Origin of the sequence: Bacillus sp. es.034 (assembly GCF_002563655.1) — a bacterium.
In the GTDB taxonomy this organism is placed as follows: domain Bacteria; phylum Bacillota; class Bacilli; order Bacillales; family Bacillaceae_B; genus Rossellomorea.
This window is the reverse complement of sequence record NZ_PDIY01000001.1, coordinates 1,789,493-1,806,342: the sequence shown is the minus strand read 5'-3', so window position 1 is coordinate 1,806,342 and position 16,850 is coordinate 1,789,493. Positions and strand designations below refer to the sequence as shown.

General features: G+C 43.2%; 15 protein-coding genes. 2 read left to right on the top strand and 13 right to left on the bottom strand.

Annotation, left to right across the window (positions count from 1 at the left end; all coding sequences use genetic code 11):
* Positions 1-23: 23 nt before the first annotated feature.
* The 4 genes from ATG71_RS09135 to ATG71_RS09120 form a co-directional block, all read right to left on the bottom strand.
* Complete coding sequence (locus ATG71_RS09135) at positions 24-1,274, bottom strand: nickel pincer cofactor-dependent isomerase, group 22 (protein WP_098439315.1); 1,251 nt, start codon at positions 1,272-1,274, stop codon at positions 24-26.
* An 89-nt stretch (positions 1,275-1,363) separates the two neighbouring features.
* On the bottom strand, positions 1,364-2,629 hold the full coding sequence (locus ATG71_RS09130; RefSeq protein WP_098439314.1) for a TRAP transporter large permease: 1,266 nt from the start codon (positions 2,627-2,629) through the stop codon (positions 1,364-1,366).
* 27 nt (positions 2,630-2,656) lie between these two features.
* Positions 2,657-3,190, bottom strand: coding sequence for a TRAP transporter small permease (locus ATG71_RS09125; protein ID WP_098439313.1), 534 nt, complete (start codon positions 3,188-3,190; stop codon positions 2,657-2,659).
* 68 nt (positions 3,191-3,258) lie between these two features.
* Positions 3,259-4,305, bottom strand: a complete 1,047-nt coding sequence (locus ATG71_RS09120; protein ID WP_098439312.1) for a TRAP transporter substrate-binding protein — start codon at positions 4,303-4,305, stop codon at positions 3,259-3,261.
* A 292-nt stretch (positions 4,306-4,597) separates the two neighbouring features.
* On the opposite strand from ATG71_RS09120, the gene ATG71_RS09115 reads away from it, so the two are divergent.
* The gene (locus ATG71_RS09115) at positions 4,598-5,713 is read left to right on the top strand and encodes an aminopeptidase (RefSeq protein WP_098439311.1); all 1,116 of its coding nucleotides are present in this window, start codon (positions 4,598-4,600) and stop codon (positions 5,711-5,713) included.
* A gap of 87 nt (positions 5,714-5,800) precedes the next feature.
* Here ATG71_RS09115 and murC read toward each other — a convergent pair whose 3' ends face one another.
* From murC to ATG71_RS09070, 9 genes are all read right to left on the bottom strand, one after another.
* Positions 5,801-7,120 (bottom strand): UDP-N-acetylmuramate--L-alanine ligase, encoded by a 1,320-nt coding sequence (murC, locus tag ATG71_RS09110; protein WP_098439310.1) that lies wholly within the window; start codon positions 7,118-7,120, stop codon positions 5,801-5,803.
* Between the two features lie 159 nt (positions 7,121-7,279).
* The gene (locus ATG71_RS09105) at positions 7,280-7,936 is read right to left on the bottom strand and encodes a hypothetical protein (RefSeq protein ID WP_098439309.1); all 657 of its coding nucleotides are present in this window, start codon (positions 7,934-7,936) and stop codon (positions 7,280-7,282) included.
* Between the two features lie 8 nt (positions 7,937-7,944).
* Positions 7,945-9,048, bottom strand: a complete 1,104-nt coding sequence (locus ATG71_RS09100) for a nicotinate phosphoribosyltransferase (RefSeq protein ID WP_098439308.1) — start codon at positions 9,046-9,048, stop codon at positions 7,945-7,947.
* A 112-nt stretch (positions 9,049-9,160) separates the two neighbouring features.
* Entirely contained in the window at positions 9,161-11,914 is a 2,754-nt protein-coding gene (locus tag ATG71_RS09095) for a DNA translocase FtsK (protein ID WP_142953466.1), read from the bottom strand.
* Between the two features lie 200 nt (positions 11,915-12,114).
* Entirely contained in the window at positions 12,115-12,720 is a 606-nt protein-coding gene (gene ytpR / locus ATG71_RS09090; protein WP_098439307.1) for a YtpR family tRNA-binding protein, read from the bottom strand.
* Positions 12,720-13,529 carry a DUF1444 domain-containing protein gene (locus ATG71_RS09085; RefSeq protein ID WP_098439306.1) on the bottom strand — a complete coding sequence of 270 codons (810 nt, stop codon included), beginning with the start codon at positions 13,527-13,529 and terminating at the stop codon, positions 12,720-12,722. The genes ytpR and ATG71_RS09085 overlap by 1 nt, the downstream gene beginning before the upstream one ends.
* Before the next feature lie 172 nt (positions 13,530-13,701).
* Positions 13,702-14,019, bottom strand: a complete 318-nt coding sequence (locus tag ATG71_RS09080) for a thioredoxin family protein (protein WP_079532864.1) — start codon at positions 14,017-14,019, stop codon at positions 13,702-13,704.
* A 1-nt stretch (position 14,020) separates the two neighbouring features.
* On the bottom strand, positions 14,021-15,052 hold the full coding sequence (locus tag ATG71_RS09075) for a PTS sugar transporter subunit IIC (protein WP_098439305.1): 1,032 nt from the start codon (positions 15,050-15,052) through the stop codon (positions 14,021-14,023).
* A 514-nt stretch (positions 15,053-15,566) separates the two neighbouring features.
* Positions 15,567-16,070, bottom strand: a complete 504-nt coding sequence (locus ATG71_RS09070; protein WP_098439304.1) for a hypothetical protein — start codon at positions 16,068-16,070, stop codon at positions 15,567-15,569.
* Between the two features lie 171 nt (positions 16,071-16,241).
* On the opposite strand from ATG71_RS09070, the gene ATG71_RS09065 reads away from it, so the two are divergent.
* The gene (locus tag ATG71_RS09065; RefSeq protein ID WP_034765653.1) at positions 16,242-16,688 is read left to right on the top strand and encodes a YtoQ family protein; all 447 of its coding nucleotides are present in this window, start codon (positions 16,242-16,244) and stop codon (positions 16,686-16,688) included.
* Positions 16,689-16,850: the final 162 nt, after the last annotated feature.

The window sequence follows — 16,850 nt, the reverse complement described above, 5'->3', positions numbered from 1 at the left end:
TGTCCAGAAAAATTGTAACTCTCTTAACTAAGATCCAATTTTTCCAGGTCAGAAATAATCTCAAGATTGCTCTTTCTTCTTGCTTCTTCTATCATACTTTCAGAAATCCATATTTCGCCGATCTCCAGTGTGTTTTTGATCCTTACCACTCTTGCCTTGTTTAAATCAAATGCATTACATGTTTTAATTGCCGCCTTTACGGCTAACTCTTTCGTATCAAGTACCATAGGAAGCTTTACTACTTCGATGACCGTACTAGTTAATGCATTTGCATACCCTTTTTCAAAATCAATTTCATCCATTACCTGTTTGGTCGTCATATCCGCTAGACCAATTCCATTTGCATTACCATGAGTTTTTCTCGTTAAACTGAGAACGACTGTCCGTTTGACATCTGGTCCACCGTTTGCATAAGGAGTTGCGAACCTTCCTGTAATATTTGGGTCCATACCGTCACCTGAAATTTCCTTACCTAACTCATCGACGATAAGTACATCGAAGGAATCAAAAAGGATGCTCGGCATAAGTGATTTTGCTTCTTTTAATAATTCTGGTTCAACCATACTAATTTCCTCTGCCGGAACAGCAATTACTTTCACTGGGCGGTCATAAGCATTTTCTATTGTTGCAAGCCCAAAGATGATTGGCGTGGTATTCAAAGTGATATTGGCCATCTGTTGCACATGTTCTGCCATATATTTAAAACTAAATGAATGAGCTGCCTCTGCACCTTTTTGCTTACCTAGACCAATCGTAATCATTTTGGTTAAACCGCTTTCTACTGGACCCCGGAAGGCAGTGTGCGGCTTCACTCGGTTTATGACAATGATTTTATCCGCTTCATAAGCAAGTTTATCGATGTAAACTGGAAGACCATTCGGAAGCTCACCAATTTTAACCACTTCCATTGTAGATCGAATAGAAGCATGAACTGTTTCTTCTGATACTCCTAATTGTTTTAGTACATCTGCCTGCCCTTCAGCAGTCGCCCCTCCATGACTGCCCATTGCAGGAACAATAAATGGCTTCCCTCCTGCATTTCGAACGGCCGAAACCGTTTCACGGACTAAAATAGGAAGATCTGAAACTCCCCTGCTTCCAACAGCTATAGCTACGCTGTCACCTTCTTTAATTCGTTCCAGAACGTTTGTGTCATTCAATGTTTTCCTGACTGCTTCTGCTACATCAGGGATTTCTTTATCCATAAATGACTGTTTCACTTTCACCATTTTCGGAATGGGGATGTCTTTTAATATGTCATAAATAATGCTCATTTTTCAGCTCCTCATACCTAATGGTTAAGTATTGACTATTGATTCTTGAGTATCTGGTTGGCAAGACGTTTTTCAATATCTCCCTTTGCTTATAGGAACAATAATGAAATCTGAGGTAAAACGATAATAATAAGCAAGGTGACCACCATTACTAAGAAAAATGGAACAATTGCCTTTGAAAGTTTTTCTAGTGATAACCCTGAAATTCCAGCTCCTACGAACAAGTTAACACCTAACGGCGGGGTAATGAATCCAATAGAAAGATTGACAATCATGATAATCCCGAAGTGAATAGGATCATAACCAATTTGAATGGCAACAGGAAGTAAAATTGGCGTTAAAATGATAATAGCGGCAATAGTATCCATAAAGCAGCCTACAATTAAGAGTAAAAGAGTTATTAACAACATAATGATCAGGGGTTCACTTGAAATTGACAGCATTGCTTGAGCTATCTGATTTGGAATCTGCTCAATGGTTAACAGACGTCCAAATGCAGTTGCCGCACCTACGATGACAAGTACAGTCGCTGTAGTTAATCCTGAATCAACAAATATTTGTGGTAAATCTTTAAATTTCAATTCTTTATAAACAAAAACACTTACAAATAAGCCAAAAACAACAGCTATAACCGCCGCTTCAGTCGGCGTAAATATGCCACCGTATATACCTCCTAAAATGACAATGGGGATGAGCAGTGCCCATTTTGCATCCCAGAAGGCTTTTAACACTCCTTTCAAGGTGGTGGCATGTTCAGATCCTGTGTAACCCATTTTTTTCGAATGGTAGTAAGAATAAATCATTAAGCCGATTCCAACTAATATGCCAGGAAGGATCCCAGCAATGAACATATCTCCGATGGATACACTACCAGATACTCCATAAATAACCATGGGAATACTCGGAGGAATAATTACTCCAATAGAACCTGCAGCCGCAACAACTGCTGTAGCAAAACGTTTATCATAGCCTTTTTCAACCATAGCCGGGATCATAATTCCTCCAATTGCAGCAACAGTAGCAGGTCCTGATCCAGAAATAGCAGCAAAGAACATACAGGTAACGATTGTAGCCATTGCAATGCCTCCTGTTTTATTTCCTACAATGGAATCTGCTACATTAAAAAGGCGTTTTGATATTCCTCCTTTACCCATGATTTCACCGGCTAGAATGAAATATGGAACAGCTAAAAGTGGAAATGAATCAACAGAGTTAGTCAATTCTTTCATTAGAAATTCAACCGGCATTCCACCTGTGTAAACAATAGTGAAAAGCGTAGCCAACCCGATAGCGATTCCAATAGGAACCGTGAAAAATAAAAATACGGCGAAAGAACCGAATAATACACCCGCCATCCAGGATTACCCCCTTAATAAATTGATCTATATTACTCTGATTTCTTCATCTACATCCTTTGATACACTATTACTTTGGTCAAAGTTTTTAATTGCTCTGATATCATTGATTATATTTTGAATCAATCTCACTCCAGCGAGTGCCATGCCAACTGGAGGCGCAAGATAAACTACTCCTGTTGGAATCTGAAGTGCAGGGGTGGTCTGACCAAAGGCAAGCAATTGTGAAGCTATACCATAACCATAAATAACTACATATACACAAAAAATCAAAAAAAGGAGATTGGATATGATGGAAATGACAATTTTCATTTTATCTTTAAAAAGTAATAGAGCAGCATCCACACTAATATGTCGCTTATGCTTGACTGCGTAGCTTATCCCTATATAGATCAACCATATAAAACAATACCGTGCAAGTTCTTCTGACCAACTGAGGGAATTTTCCATTACATAGCGCATAAATACCTGAATAAATACCACCACAACCATGACCAGGGTCAATAAAAACAATATGTATTTTTCTAAATTCTCATCAAGCCACTTAAATGTTCTTAACAATTATCTTCACCCCTATTCTTTAAAAAAGAGACCGGTCAGCAACTGTCGACCGGCACCTTTATTAACATTTATTTTGCCTTTTCTATCTCTTCCAAGAACTGATCCACTATTTCAGGTCCAATCTTTTCTTTGTACTTATCTATAACTGGTTTAACAGCTTCCTGGAATTTCCCAAATTCTTCTTCTTTTATTTCTGTATAAGTCATTTCTTCTTTTAATTTTTCTAATGATTCCTCTGCAACTTGACGATTTCGCTCACGATTGAACTTCCCTGCCTCAACTGCTGCTTTTTTCACCAATTTTTGTTGGTCCGATGAAAGCTCTTCCCAAATTTGTTTACTGAATAAGAAAATAAAAGGTGTGTATACATGGCTGGTATTTGAAACATATTTTTGTACTTCGGGATATTTACTTAGCAAAATCGTTGGGTAAGGGTTTTCCTGTCCATCAATTGTTCCTTGCTGCAGAGCTGTAAATAATTCTGTAAAAGCCATTGGTGTGGGGTTTGCACCTAGAGCTTTCCAAGCATCCAAATGAATTTCATTTTCCATTGTCCGAATTTTAAGACCCTTCACATCCTCCATAGTAGCAACCGGACGCACATCGTTTGTTAAGTTACGGAAACCATTTTCCCACCAAGCAAGACCAACCAGTTTTTGATCATCAACCATTTCTAGCATTTTATCACCGAATGGGCCATCCAGTACTTTATCTGCCACTTCTTCATTTGGAATGGTGAAAGGGAGATCAAACACTCCAAACTCAGGTACAAAGTTGACAAGGGGTGATGTAGAAGGAATGGTAATATCAAGTGAACCAAATTGAAGCATTTCAATAGCTGAGCGGTCATCAGCAATTTGACCAGAATGATAGACTTCAACTTTCAAATCATCTGATTCTGCCTCAACCAGTTCTTTGAATTTCATAGCTGCCTCATATTCAGGATGCTTATCATTCACTCCAATACTGACACGAAGTGTACGCTTTCCACCTTCACCACTTCCTGAAGAACCTTTTTCAGAGCTGCTCGCAGAATTTGAATTCCCACCGCATGCAGCTAATATCATAGTACAGACAACTAATATACTTAAAAAAGTAACTTTCAGATTCTTCACACATATTCCCCCTATTAATATTTTCACTTAATTCACCAATTAACATCTTCAAGATAAAACGCTTTCATTTTAACCTAAATAAATACCACCTCACGTCACTTGTTTTATATTATAAAACTATGTTCTGCATTGATGAACTTATTTGTATTTTAACTTTCATTAAAAAAGTTGTCAAACTATTTTTTATTTTTAAAATACTGTTATTTTGAAATATTAATTCGCTTCTTCGCTCATCATCTCTCCTTATTTTAGGGTACAATAAAATAGACTACATATAAGGGGGAAAAAAGAAATGAAAGATCCACGCATTGAAAAACTGGCAAAAAATTTAATTCAATATTCTGTTCAATTACAGCCTGGAGAAAAAGTGTTGATCGAAAACTTCGGATTGCAGCGTGAACTGGTGACGGCTCTCGTGAAAGAAGCGTATGCAGCAGGAGGACATCCTTTCGTATCCATCAAAGATCACGCAGTCGACCGCGCATTATTGATGGGAGCGCAGGAGGAGCAGTATGATATGATCGCAAGCTTCGAAGCAAATGTCATGGAACAGATGGACGCGTATATCGGTTTACGTGCAGGCGATAACATCAGCGAACAGTCCGATGTTCCGGATGAAAAAATGAAGATCCATGGCAATACAATCGGTAAGAAAGTACATAGAGAAATCCGCGTCCCTAAGAAGAAGTGGGTCGTACTCCGCTACCCGACGGCATCCATGGCACAGCTCGCCAACATGAGTACAGAAGGCTTCGAAGACTTCTACTTTGACGTTTGCAACCTGGACTACAGCAAAATGGACAAAGCGATGGATAACCTCGTGGACCTCATGAACAACACGGATAAAGTCCGCCTTGTCGGTGTAGGGACGGACCTTACATTCTCCATCAAGGACATCCCTGCCGTGAAATGTGCGGGACGCCTGAATATTCCTGATGGCGAGGTGTACAGTGCACCTGTGAAGGACTCGGTGAACGGCGTGATTTCCTACAATACGCCATCTCCATATAACGGATTTACGTTCGAAAACGTCAAATTGACCTTCAAAGAAGGAAAGATTGTCGAAGCCACTGCAAATGATACAGACCGTATCAACAAAATCTTCGATACGGATGAAGGGGCACGGTATGTAGGAGAATTCGCCATCGGGGTGAATCCATTTATCCAGCATCCGATGCAGGACATCCTCTTTGACGAGAAGATTGACGGCAGCTTTCACTTCACACCGGGTGAATGCTACGAAGAGGCCTATAACGGAAACCACTCAAACATCCACTGGGATATGGTGATGATCCAGCGTCCTGAGTATGGCGGCGGTGAAATCTATTTCGATGATGTATTGATTCGACAAGATGGAAGGTTTGTCATCGAGGAGCTTGAAGTGCTGAATCCGGAGAATTTGAAGTAAGAGTGTTGAAGCCATCGTCAGGGCATGACGGTGGCTTTTTTTGTCAAAGCACAAAAAAACCGGCTCCCATGAGAGCCGGTTTTATCATTAATTCTCTTCCTTCAATTGTTCCCCAAGCTTCTGTTCATAAGCCTGCTGGAACTTTTGTACGTCTCCCGCCCCCATGAAAATCAGTACGGCGTTTTCATGTTTGAGTAGTGCGGTCGTATCTTGTTCGTCTATGATTTCGCATCCTTCGATCTTACTTTCAAGATCGTGGATGGAAAGTTTTCCGTGGTTTTCCCGTGCGGAACCGAAGATTTCACATAAGTACACTTTGTCCGCAAGACTAAGGGTTTCGGCAAACTCTGTCAGGAAGGTCTGCGTACGTGTAAATGTGTGAGGCTGGAAGACAGCGATGATCTCTTTTTCCGGATATTTCTGTCTTGCCGAATCAACGGTTGCCTTGATTTCAGTCGGATGATGAGCGTAGTCATCGATCAGGATCTGTGAGCCCACTTCTTTTTCAGAGAATCGGCGCTTGACTCCTTTAAATGTGCTTAATCGCTCTTGAACGATTGCTGTATCAAGCTCTTCATAGTGACAAATGGCAATGACGGATAAGGCGTTCATAATGTTATGGTCACCGAATGTCGGAATTTTGAATGCGGCATAAAATTCATTGCGCACAAACACATCGAATGATGTACCCGTTCTGTCCCGTGATACGTTTCTCGCCTGGAAGTCGTTTTCCTCGGCGAAACCGTAAAACACCACCGGTACCTGTGCCTGGATCTTTTGTAACTGCTCGTCATCCCCACATGCGATGATTCCTTTTTTCACCTGCATGGCCATCTCCTGGAAAGCAGAGAAGACGTCATCCACATTGGCAAAGTAGTCGGGATGATCGAAATCGATGTTCGTCATGATGGCATAGTCAGGGAAATAAGACAGGAAGTGTCGTCTGTACTCGCATGCTTCAAATACAAAGTAATTCGCATCCACTTCGCCTTTACCGGTTCCATCCCCAATCAGGAAGGAAGTCGGTTTTGCGCCACTGATGACATGGGCCAGTAAACCGGTTGTCGACGTTTTCCCGTGAGCGCCCGTTACTGCGACACTTGTGAATTCCTGCATGAAGTCACCAAGGAATTTATGATACCTGGTCACCGGCAGTCCTTGTTCAACGGCCGCTTGTATTTCTTCATGTGTATCAGGGAAAGCATTCCCTGCGATCACATGCATATCCCCTCCAATGTTTTCTTTTTGGAAAGGTAGTATTTTTATATTTGATTCATCCAGAGCCTTCTGAGTAAAGAAATACTTATCTACGTCAGATCCTTGGACCTCGTAGTCCATATCATGGAGTATTTGGGCTAACGCACTCATGCCCGACCCCTTTATTCCTACGAAATGATATATCGTCATAATAGAACCTCCAACAATCGTCTATCTAAAAGCATTATATGAAATCTATATTTATTTTGCCATCGGTCTTTAGCTTTCGATATGTGAGTTTAGAAAAAAGCGTACTTTCTTCAACTTGAAACATTATATCATTTTTTGAAATCCCTGACCATGCAGAAGCTACGAAAGACTGGGCAGGATGAAGTTTGGCGCTTCTTCCTTTAAAAACGTCCTCCATAATACCCCAGTTTTTTGATTCATTTGACTATAGTGTGTTTGTAGATTTGCTATCACGTCCATTGATTTCACGGAAAAAACGGGACCTAAGATCCACTGATGAACGACCAGCGGGACTTTCCTCACGAAATAGACCTGTTCTTCATACATTTCCTTTTCTATCCAATCAGGGTTCATTTTAACAATCACTTCATCTCCCTGAATGATCGTTTGGCAACGTACGGTCCGTCCTTCTTTCCCTTTGACTATGACGGGTTCCCAGGCAGCCGTCAATACAACTGCACCAAGGAGTTTGGTTGATTCCTGAAGGGGATGCGACTGCAGAAATTGAAAGAATAAGGTTTGCCCCTTGATAGTCTTATAATCAAATAGAAACCATTCTTGAAACAATTTCTCGGCTCCAGCCATCATCCGGGCCTCATCGTGTTGAAGAAACCGTTTAGAGAAAATCATTTTAGCCCGTACTTTTTCCCTTATATTCGTTTCCTTCAATGCGTACTCATACGCTTTCCGGTAGAGGTCCTCAATGTGATCCTCGGCGATTTGCTGTTTTTTCTGCCTGAACCGTTCAAGGTCTAGCGTGCTTTCCTGCTCTTGCATGTTCTCACCTATTCGAATTCTACTTTTTCCAGACGGGGGTTCGGACGAAGCTTCCTTCCTGCCTTCGCTTCCGGGGAACCGTCGATGACAACGTTGTCCCCAGTGAATCCTACATGGATCTTCAGAAGACTGCTTCCGACTCCGTACATATCGACTGGAACTTGATTTTCCTCAAACTGGCGTATGCGGTCTTCGTTAAAGCCGCCCGACACGACAATCTTGACGTGGTGGTATCCTTCTTCGTCCAAAGCATCTCTCAACGCATTGATGAGCTGCATATTGACCCCGCGGGGATCAAAGGTTCCAAGCACATGCTGATTACGGAGGAAGTATTTATCGATCATCATTCTTGATGTATCTACCCTTACCCCTTTTAATTCCTGGCCAAACTCTCTTGCGACCTTCAATGAATCCGTAATGACATCATTATTGTAATCGACCAGGGTAATGAGCTCGTCTTCGGGGAACGTTTCCTTGTACGCTTTCGTTGCCTCTACGATGTCCCCATTGAATAATTGAATGAGGGCGTGAGGCATGGTTCCCATCCCTTTTTTACCCCACCATTCATTCATGGCGTGGGTCGCCTGGGCGGTTGAGCCTCCTATGAAGGCTGCATAACCGTCTCCCGCCTGCTGGGTAAAATGATCGTCACGGTCTCCCATAAAAATGACGGGCTTCTGTTTACCCGATATGGAAGCAGCTTTCATCACATTGTAAACGCTCGTCGCAACGGACGTTCTTCTCGCAAGGATCCCGTCGATGATGCCTTCTAGATATCCAAAGTCCTGATAGCGGCCCTTGATGGTCAGCACGGTTTCAAACGGAGAGATCTGGTCCCCATCCTTTAAGGAGTGGATTTCAAGATTCTGCGGGTTATCAGCGAATGTATGCAGAAGGGCGATGACTTCATCCGTTCCGCATATCACAGCATGTGTCTTTTGAAAGAATTGCATGGTGATGACTGCATCCGGTTTATGTTTCTTGGCAATTTCCTTCGTTTTTAAAAAATACACAGCTGAAAACCAGCCATCCTTGATTCTTTCATCAAACTTGAATGTATGATTGGTCAACCTGTTGAGTTTTCCTTGAAGTTTCAATTCGATTTCTTTCATCACTAGTGCTCCTTATGGCTCTTCCTACACAAAAAGAATAGGTATTCTGTTTACATTCGTCCTTGTTGGACAGATATAAACAGAATACCATGGATTAAATATTTGTACTAGTCTATGCGAGTGTCTCCAATTCACTCTCGGAAATGAGGACATCCCTTGGTTTACTGCCTCTGGACTCAGAAATGATTCCATTACTCTCCATCATTTCCATCAATCTTGCGGCCCGGTTATAACCGATTCTGAATCGGCGCTGCAGACTTGAGGCCGATGCCCCGCCCTGATCGACGACAAACTCACATGCCTCTAAAAACAAGTCGTCCTCTTCCTCGGTGACCTGCGCTTTCTTGATCAATTCATCCTGCTGGAAGAGATAATCCGGTTCCCGTTGTTCCCTTACATGACGGATGATGTCATCGATTTCGTCATCGGATACGAATGTACCCTGCAAACGGACCGGTTTGGATGAACCATTCTCAAGGAACAGCATATCTCCTTTACCGAGCAGGCGCTCTGCACCGCTCCCATCGATGATCGTCCTTGAGTCGACGCTTGAGGAAACCGAAAATGCGACCCTTGTCGGTACATTCGCCTTGATCAAGCCTGTAATGACATCCACAGAAGGACGCTGAGTGGCAAGGATCAAGTGAATTCCGCAGGCACGTGCCTTCTGGGCGATACGGCAAATGGCTTCTTCCACATCTGCCGGCGACATCATCATCAAATCCGCAAGCTCATCGATGACAATGACCAGGTAAGGAAGCATATCGCTGTATTGTTTATTCCGCTTGGCGAGTTCATTGAAGCGCTTTATGTCCCTTACCCCTGTGTGGGCAAATAATTCGTATCGTCTTTCCATCTCCTCCACGGCCCATTTAAGGGCGGCGGTCGCTGCTTTTACATCGGTGATGACCGGGCTCACCAAGTGAGGGATCCGGTTATACGGTGCAAGCTCGACCATCTTGGGATCAATGAGGAGCATCTTCAATTCATCCGGAGATGATTTGTATAGAAGACTGACAAGAATTGAATTGATACAGACACTTTTACCCGAACCAGTCGCTCCTGCGATGAGACCATGGGGCATCTTGCTCAGATCCGTCACGATGGGCTGACCGGAAATATCCAGTCCGAGGGCCGCTGTCAAAGGTGAGGACGGCTCCTGGAAAGCAGGACTTGCAATGACTTCACTGATGCATACCGGACGGCTCTCCCTGTTTGGCACCTCGATCCCGATGGTATGTTTACCCGGAATCGGCGCTTCCATCCGGATATCCTTTGCTGCCAGGCTAAGCTTTATGTCGTCTGTCAGATTCGTAATTTTATTGACCTTCACCCCTGGTTCAGGCTGCACTTCAAAACGTGTGACCGACGGCCCCTGGGTGACATTCACCACTTTTGCCCTGACGTTGAAATTATGCAGGGTCTCGTCAAGTAATAGTCTTTGCGCATCCAGCCACTCTTCGCTCATTTCCTTGGATACCGGCGGCGTCAAATAATCCACTTTCGGGAAGACATAGTCTCTTGTCCGTTTCGATGACGAGCTCAATTCACTGTAGCTCTTAACCGCTTCTTCTCCTTGAACCTGTGACTGGTGAGGCGACTTTTCTTCACGTTGCACGTCTTCAACGGAATTTTCAACACGTGCCTCTTGAACGGGAGGTGCCGTCTGTTTAGTAGTACTCTGTCTTTCCATTGAAGGGGAACCTTCCGTACGTAAGGACGATCGGCGAGTATCCATCTGGCGCTTATCTTGTTTCAGCATTAACACGTTAAAAGGAAGATGCGATCTCTTCCGTCTTTCCGGTTCCTTCTTGATCGGTTCTGAAGGTACGGCCGCTTCTGTTTCTTCGTCGACGGGACTTTCTTCAACAAGGGACTGTTCTTCATTGACAGGCTTCTCATAAACAGCCGGTCCTTCTTCCTCTGCTGTTTCTTGATGGTGTTGAGCCGCTTCCCCGGCAGGTACTTCCTGTACGGGTTCGGCTGATTCTGTTTCTTCGAATTGGAGGGACGGACCTGCCTCTTGAGCCGTATCATGTTGTATAGCCATATCGGGTTCTTCTTTAACCGGCTCAGGTTCGTTTATTAGTGAAATACGCTCATGTGATGGCGTGGGAATGACCGTTACCCCATCGTCATCTTGGTCCGTTTCATTTATTGGATCCGATTGTATTTCTTCAGCGCGAGCCGGATGTTCTACAGGTTGACTGCTTTCTTTCACTTCTTCCGTATATGACTGTACAGGAGATTTAACTCCTGGCTCAGTAGCCTCTTTTTCTACCTCAGGAAGGGATTCCTCCACGATCGATAGAGCTTTTTGATCGATGACTGCTTCTTTTCTCTCTTCTTCATTATGTAAAAACTTATTCAGCTCATATTCGACATTTTCTTCTTTCTTAACCGGTCTCCCTCTAAAACCATAGATGGGCGACGGAATCTCCGTTGGCGTAAACGGCCGGCTGTTTCCTTTTTCCACCTTAGTCGCTTTCTTTGTCTTGATGGGAGTGGACTGGTTCTCTTCTTTCCACTTTCGTTTGCCCGAAGATTGATTTCGGTTCTTTGGCTGCCGCTGCTCCTGCTCTTTAGGCTTTTCTCTTTCTCTATCTCTTTCTTGATTCCTTTGAGTTCTCCGCGGACGCTCTCTGTTTTCCCCGTCAGATATAAGGGGAAATCGGAAATTCCCTTTTGGGTATTGATATGTCATCCTTGCTTCTACATCACGTGAATGATTCGGACCTGCTATATGTTTACGTTCAGCCTTTGTCGGTTCGAGCTGCTGAACATCGTCGTGGTTTTCATCATAGTACTCTTCAAATTGTTCATCATTATCTGATAATTTACCAAATATTTTTTTAATCCAGCTCACAAACATCACTCTTTCTTTCATACTTACTTTTTATTTTATCAGGTAAAGAGAAAAATTCGAGTCATTTCGATAGAATAAGAGAATTGTTAAAGGATTGTGTCGAAATAAACATAGGTGTAAAGGGTTTGTAATATGCAGTATTGTTACATGGAATTAAACAAAAATACCTGAGCCCATACTCCGGACCCAGGTATTTGTTTTTAAGCTGTGAATGGTTGACCTATTTGGTATGTGTCTTCAAGGACGAGGATACCTTTTTCTTGGGGTGCATCGGGAAGGGCAAGTTCTTTGGCCGAGCAGATCATGCCTGATGATGCGACTCCTCGAAGCTCTGCATCTTTGATGACCATTCCGCTTGGCATGACTGCGCCTACTTTTGCGACAACGACTTTTTGGCCTTTGTCTACGTTAGGTGCACCGCACACGATTTGCAGGGTTCCATCTCCGACATCGACGGTACAGATGTTCAGTTTGTCTGCATTTGGATGCTTTTCTTTTTCTGACACGTACCCAACCACGAATTTCGGTGAAAAGTCAGCTTCCAATACCTCATCAAAACCGTTCTTTTTGATGGCTTCGTTGATCAATTGGAGCTTCTCATCATTCATTTCGACAGGTCCCACTTCACTTACACTTATATACTTGGATGCATGGAATAGGTTATAGCCGAGTGTTTTCCCTGTTTTCTCATCGAATAAACGTGCTGCGTCTTCTTTTCTTTCGTGTTGTACTTCTCCTTCAAAGCCCGGATACAGTGTAACGATCAGGGTATCACCAATGCCTTCCAAGTTATAAAATACGTTCATCATTTTTTCTCCCTTTCCTTTTTGCGATTTTTGGCCAAAATGAAGATCGGTTCCAATTCCCCTTCTTCATATACAAAGGATAATGCTGTAATCGGTACATTTCCTGTCGTAAAGAAACTCATCGTCATCTGAGCGAGTACATCGTATCCTGTTTCGTTGCGAATATCACCGATGATTAATACATCCTGATGTGGTACGGATACTGTCATCTCACCTTGAATATCCTTGCTGACCTGCTTTAAGAAACTATCATTCAAAATACGACTGGCATCATATCCGTCATTGTTATTGAGAAAATAGAACAGGTTTCCTGCTACTTCATCCTTTTTCATGTCTGTTGGCAGGCTTCTGACGTTGAAAAGGGCAGTCTCCTTCATTTGCTCGTGCGTCCATCCTTCAGCCTTCAGCATGTTTTCATCCAACAGACGGTAGGTTTTCCCTAAATCAACGGCATAGTAGATCCGTGTTTCAGCTGTATGTTCGTCCGTCACGAGTGCCACACCTTCATTGGATTCGGTTGCGAAAGAGGTAGAACGGATGACAGGAAAGACCTTCTTCTCTTTATTGCCAAGATCCGCTTCTGTTCCCATAACATTTAAGGCTTCTTCTACGTAATAGACGACTTCATCGATGATGGATTTATTGTTTTCCTTCCATTTCGATACGATCGGCGGCAGGGCGACGGTGATCCCTTTTTTCGTAGTGGTGTTCTCGATTCTCAGTGAATCTTTATCCCGATTATATGTAAACGTACGATTTGGTTTCTCTAATCGTTCCTGGAGTATACTTTTTAGCTTTTTTATGTCCAAATCTGATCCTCCTTTGGTGATACATTTATATAGAAAGTACTGATCCTAAACCTTCGTTTTTCATTCTCACTTATAACATTTTACATGAAAATGGTGAGATTACAAAAGGAACCTTTTGATTTAGGGAAAAAGAAAAGGGATTCCGTTTTCAGGAGATCCCCTTTGCCGTTATTTATGAAGCTAATGAGTTCATGAAGTCCTCGATTTGTTCTTTTGATTTCCGGTCTTTGCTTACGAAGCGTCCGAGTTCACGACCGTCTCCGTATGCGAGGAAGCTCGGGATTCCGAAGATATCAAGTTCGATGCAGAGGTCGATGAATTGATCTCTGTCTACATATAAGAATGTATATTCTCCGTACTCACTTTCGATTTCCGGAAGGATCGGTTCGATGATTCGGCAATCCGGACACCAGTCGGCTGAGAACATGAATACATGCTTCCCGCTTTCTTTTAACTGGTGGAATTCTTCCACTGATTCAAGTTTACGCATTTTATTTGCCCCCTGTTTCAATCGTCATTTGGTTTGGTTTGATCCAACCTAGTTTACGCATATATTCAGATATTAACAGGCTTATGAATGCAGGTCCAACAAAATGCAACAGAAGGATTTTCATTGTGACATCCCAGCTGAAACCCATCGTTTTGAACGTCATGATCTGTCCGACAAATCCGCTGGTCCCCATCCCGGCCCCGGCTGCATTGTTTTCCATCAGCCAAACAGTCGTGCCGATGGGAGCGAGAATCATGCCAGCTACAGTCGGTGGAATGAGGATAAGAGGATTTCGAACGATATTCGGGACCTGTAACATGGACGTCCCAATCCCCTGGGCGAATAATCCGCCCACCCGGTTCTCCCGATAACTGATGACGGCAAATCCAACCATTTGAGCGGCGCAGCCAATCGTGGCGGCACCGGCAGCGATCCCATTCAAATCAAGCATCAATGCAATGGCCGCACTTGAAATCGGGGCAGTCAGGGCAAGACCCATGAGGGCCGCAACCAGGATCCCCATGATGATCGGTCTCTGTTCCGTCGCCCAGCTGATCCAGCTTCCAAACATACTCATAAAGTCGGCGATTCCCGGCCCGATGAAGTAAGCGACCGTAAATCCTGCCAAAATCGTGACAAATGGCGTCACGATAATATCTATTTTCGTTGTCTTACTGACGAGCTTTCCAATTTCCGTTGACAGGACCGCCGCTACATACGCTCCTGCCGGTCCTCCAAGGGTCGCTCCGGCAGCCCCTGTCACCACGGCAGCGAATATGACCAACGGCGGCGCCCCAAGTCCAAAGGCAATCGCCACACCGATCGCCGGCCCCATCAAGCTGATGGCAAGTGTCCCCATTTCTATGAAGAATTCACTTAACCCTCCTGGAAGGGGAAGCTGCTCCCCGATCGTCTTGATGATCAATCCAATGATCAACGAACTGAACAACCCCAGTGCCATATAACTTAAAGCATCTATAACATACGTCTTCGCCGACAACGTAACGCCTTTTCTCTCCAAGTACCCTCTCATGCCCCTCACTCCTCTGTATACCTTTCCTTTTACTAGTGTAAAGACACATGTTTCATTTGTCTATATTTTTTACTTAAACCAAAACAGATGACAGAGCTAAATAGTGAAGATTGGAAGAAATCGATGACTGTTTACATCTCAAAAAATATTCTGTTGATGGACTAGCTAAAATGATATGGACAACTGTTTTAACATAGTTGCAATGAATATTGAGTTCAAACGTGTAATTTACTGTGGCGAGGTAGGAACTTGTGTTATTAATTTCGATATGAAACAAAGTGTCGTACCACAGAGTGGATTGTAGCGGAAGGCACTTGACTCCTGCGGGAAATAGAGGAAAGGTTGAGACCCCGCAGGGCAAAAGCCCGAGGAGGCTCAACTTCCTCCCCGCCGGAAAGCAAGTGCCTGCAGCGGAAAGGAACGGTCCCTGTATTCACTTCTATAATCATCACGAAGGCAGAAAAAAGACCGGTCCCCTCCCTGCTCCCGCAGGAAAAAACCGGTCTATATCTATCTAGTTGTGTTTGACTGATGCTGCGATTTTCATCATCATTTCAGCGTTATCCGCCAAATCCTTCATTTCTGACTGAGTTGTCACTTTCGTTCCGCCCACTCCTACAGTAAGTTCGTACTCTTCTGTATCCGGCAATTCCTTAATGACATAATATCCTAAGCGGTTGTCTTCTTTAAAAGTCCCATGTTTCACGAGACTATCTTTGTCATTAATGGCCATTTTATATAGAAGTTCACTATCCTTATCTTCTTGAGGGTTCGTGAAAAGTATAAACGGATCAGAATCTTTTGAAATAATGATATTATAAGGAGATTCTTTTTCTATTTTGGCACCAAACGGGAGATAAAAGCTGATGTTCCCAGCCTCTTCACCGGCTTTCTCATTGGAGTCCAAAGCTCCCTCCACCACGTTTGCCGTCTCCTCTTTTTCCTGGTCGATCGATGTATTGCATCCTGCTAACATAAGCAATAGTATAAAGAAAATGATCGATGCTGTGGTTTTCATCCTCAATTTCCCTCCCTTTCATACCTAGGACCTACGCTTATGATACCCTCATAAAGTCCCGGCTGACAACCCTTCCAATAAGAAATTCTGCCTTTTTCATGGGAAAAGTGGTTGAAATACCTTCGAAAGGGTATTTATGATAAAATGACTAAAAACAGGAAGGTGATCAATATGGAATTAACCGTATATTTAGCCGGAGAAATACATAGCTCCTGGAGGGACGAATTAAAAGAGAAAGCGAAAGCCCTCAGACTCCCCCTTCAGTTCGTCGGTCCCATGGAAAATCATGACCGTTCCGATTCAATCGGGGAAGAAATCCTCGGTGAACAGCCGAACAAGATATTCCGGGATGAAGCTGCTTCTGCCATCAATAATTTCCGGACGGAACTGCTTATGAAGAAATCCGATGTGGTGATTGCTTTATTCGGTGAAGAATATAAGCAATGGAATACGGCGATGGACGCGAGCACAGCCATTACCCTACAAAAGCCCCTGATCCTCATTCGCCCGGAAAAACTTCATCATCCATTGAAAGAGCTTACAAATAAGGCGAATGTCACAGTAACGTCCATCGAACAGGCACTAAAGACCCTTTCTTACGTTTTTGAATCCGAATAATCCAAACGTGTCAAAAAGCCTGCAGGATCAATCCTGCAGGCTTTTTTCTGCGCAATTACCGGACACCCTTAAGACCTAATTATTTTTACTATTTAAAAATAATTAAATATTAGCAATCTATAGAAATTTTATGTTATAATTAACCATTTGCAAACTTTTTTT

Excerpts from the sequence above, each read along its gene's own strand:
- ATG71_RS09135 (WP_098439315.1), bottom strand. The coding sequence starts at position 1,274 with ATGAGCATTATTTATGACATATTAAAAGACATCCCCATTCCGAAAATG.
- ATG71_RS09130 (WP_098439314.1), bottom strand. The coding sequence starts at position 2,629 with ATGGCGGGTGTATTATTCGGTTCTTTCGCCGTATTTTTATTTTTCACG.
- ATG71_RS09115 (WP_098439311.1), top strand. The coding sequence starts at position 4,598 with ATGAAAGATCCACGCATTGAAAAACTGGCAAAAAATTTAATTCAATAT.
- murC (WP_098439310.1), bottom strand. The coding sequence starts at position 7,120 with ATGACGATATATCATTTCGTAGGAATAAAGGGGTCGGGCATGAGTGCG.
- ATG71_RS09105 (WP_098439309.1), bottom strand. The coding sequence starts at position 7,936 with ATGCAAGAGCAGGAAAGCACGCTAGACCTTGAACGGTTCAGGCAGAAA.
- ATG71_RS09100 (WP_098439308.1), bottom strand. The coding sequence starts at position 9,048 with ATGAAAGAAATCGAATTGAAACTTCAAGGAAAACTCAACAGGTTGACC.
- ytpR (WP_098439307.1), bottom strand. The coding sequence starts at position 12,720 with ATGAACGTATTTTATAACTTGGAAGGCATTGGTGATACCCTGATCGTT.
- ATG71_RS09080 (WP_079532864.1), bottom strand. The coding sequence starts at position 14,019 with ATGCGTAAACTTGAATCAGTGGAAGAATTCCACCAGTTAAAAGAAAGC.
- ATG71_RS09075 (WP_098439305.1), bottom strand. The coding sequence starts at position 15,052 with ATGAGAGGGTACTTGGAGAGAAAAGGCGTTACGTTGTCGGCGAAGACG.
- ATG71_RS09070 (WP_098439304.1), bottom strand. The coding sequence starts at position 16,070 with ATGAAAACCACAGCATCGATCATTTTCTTTATACTATTGCTTATGTTA.
- ATG71_RS09065 (WP_034765653.1), top strand. The coding sequence starts at position 16,242 with ATGGAATTAACCGTATATTTAGCCGGAGAAATACATAGCTCCTGGAGG.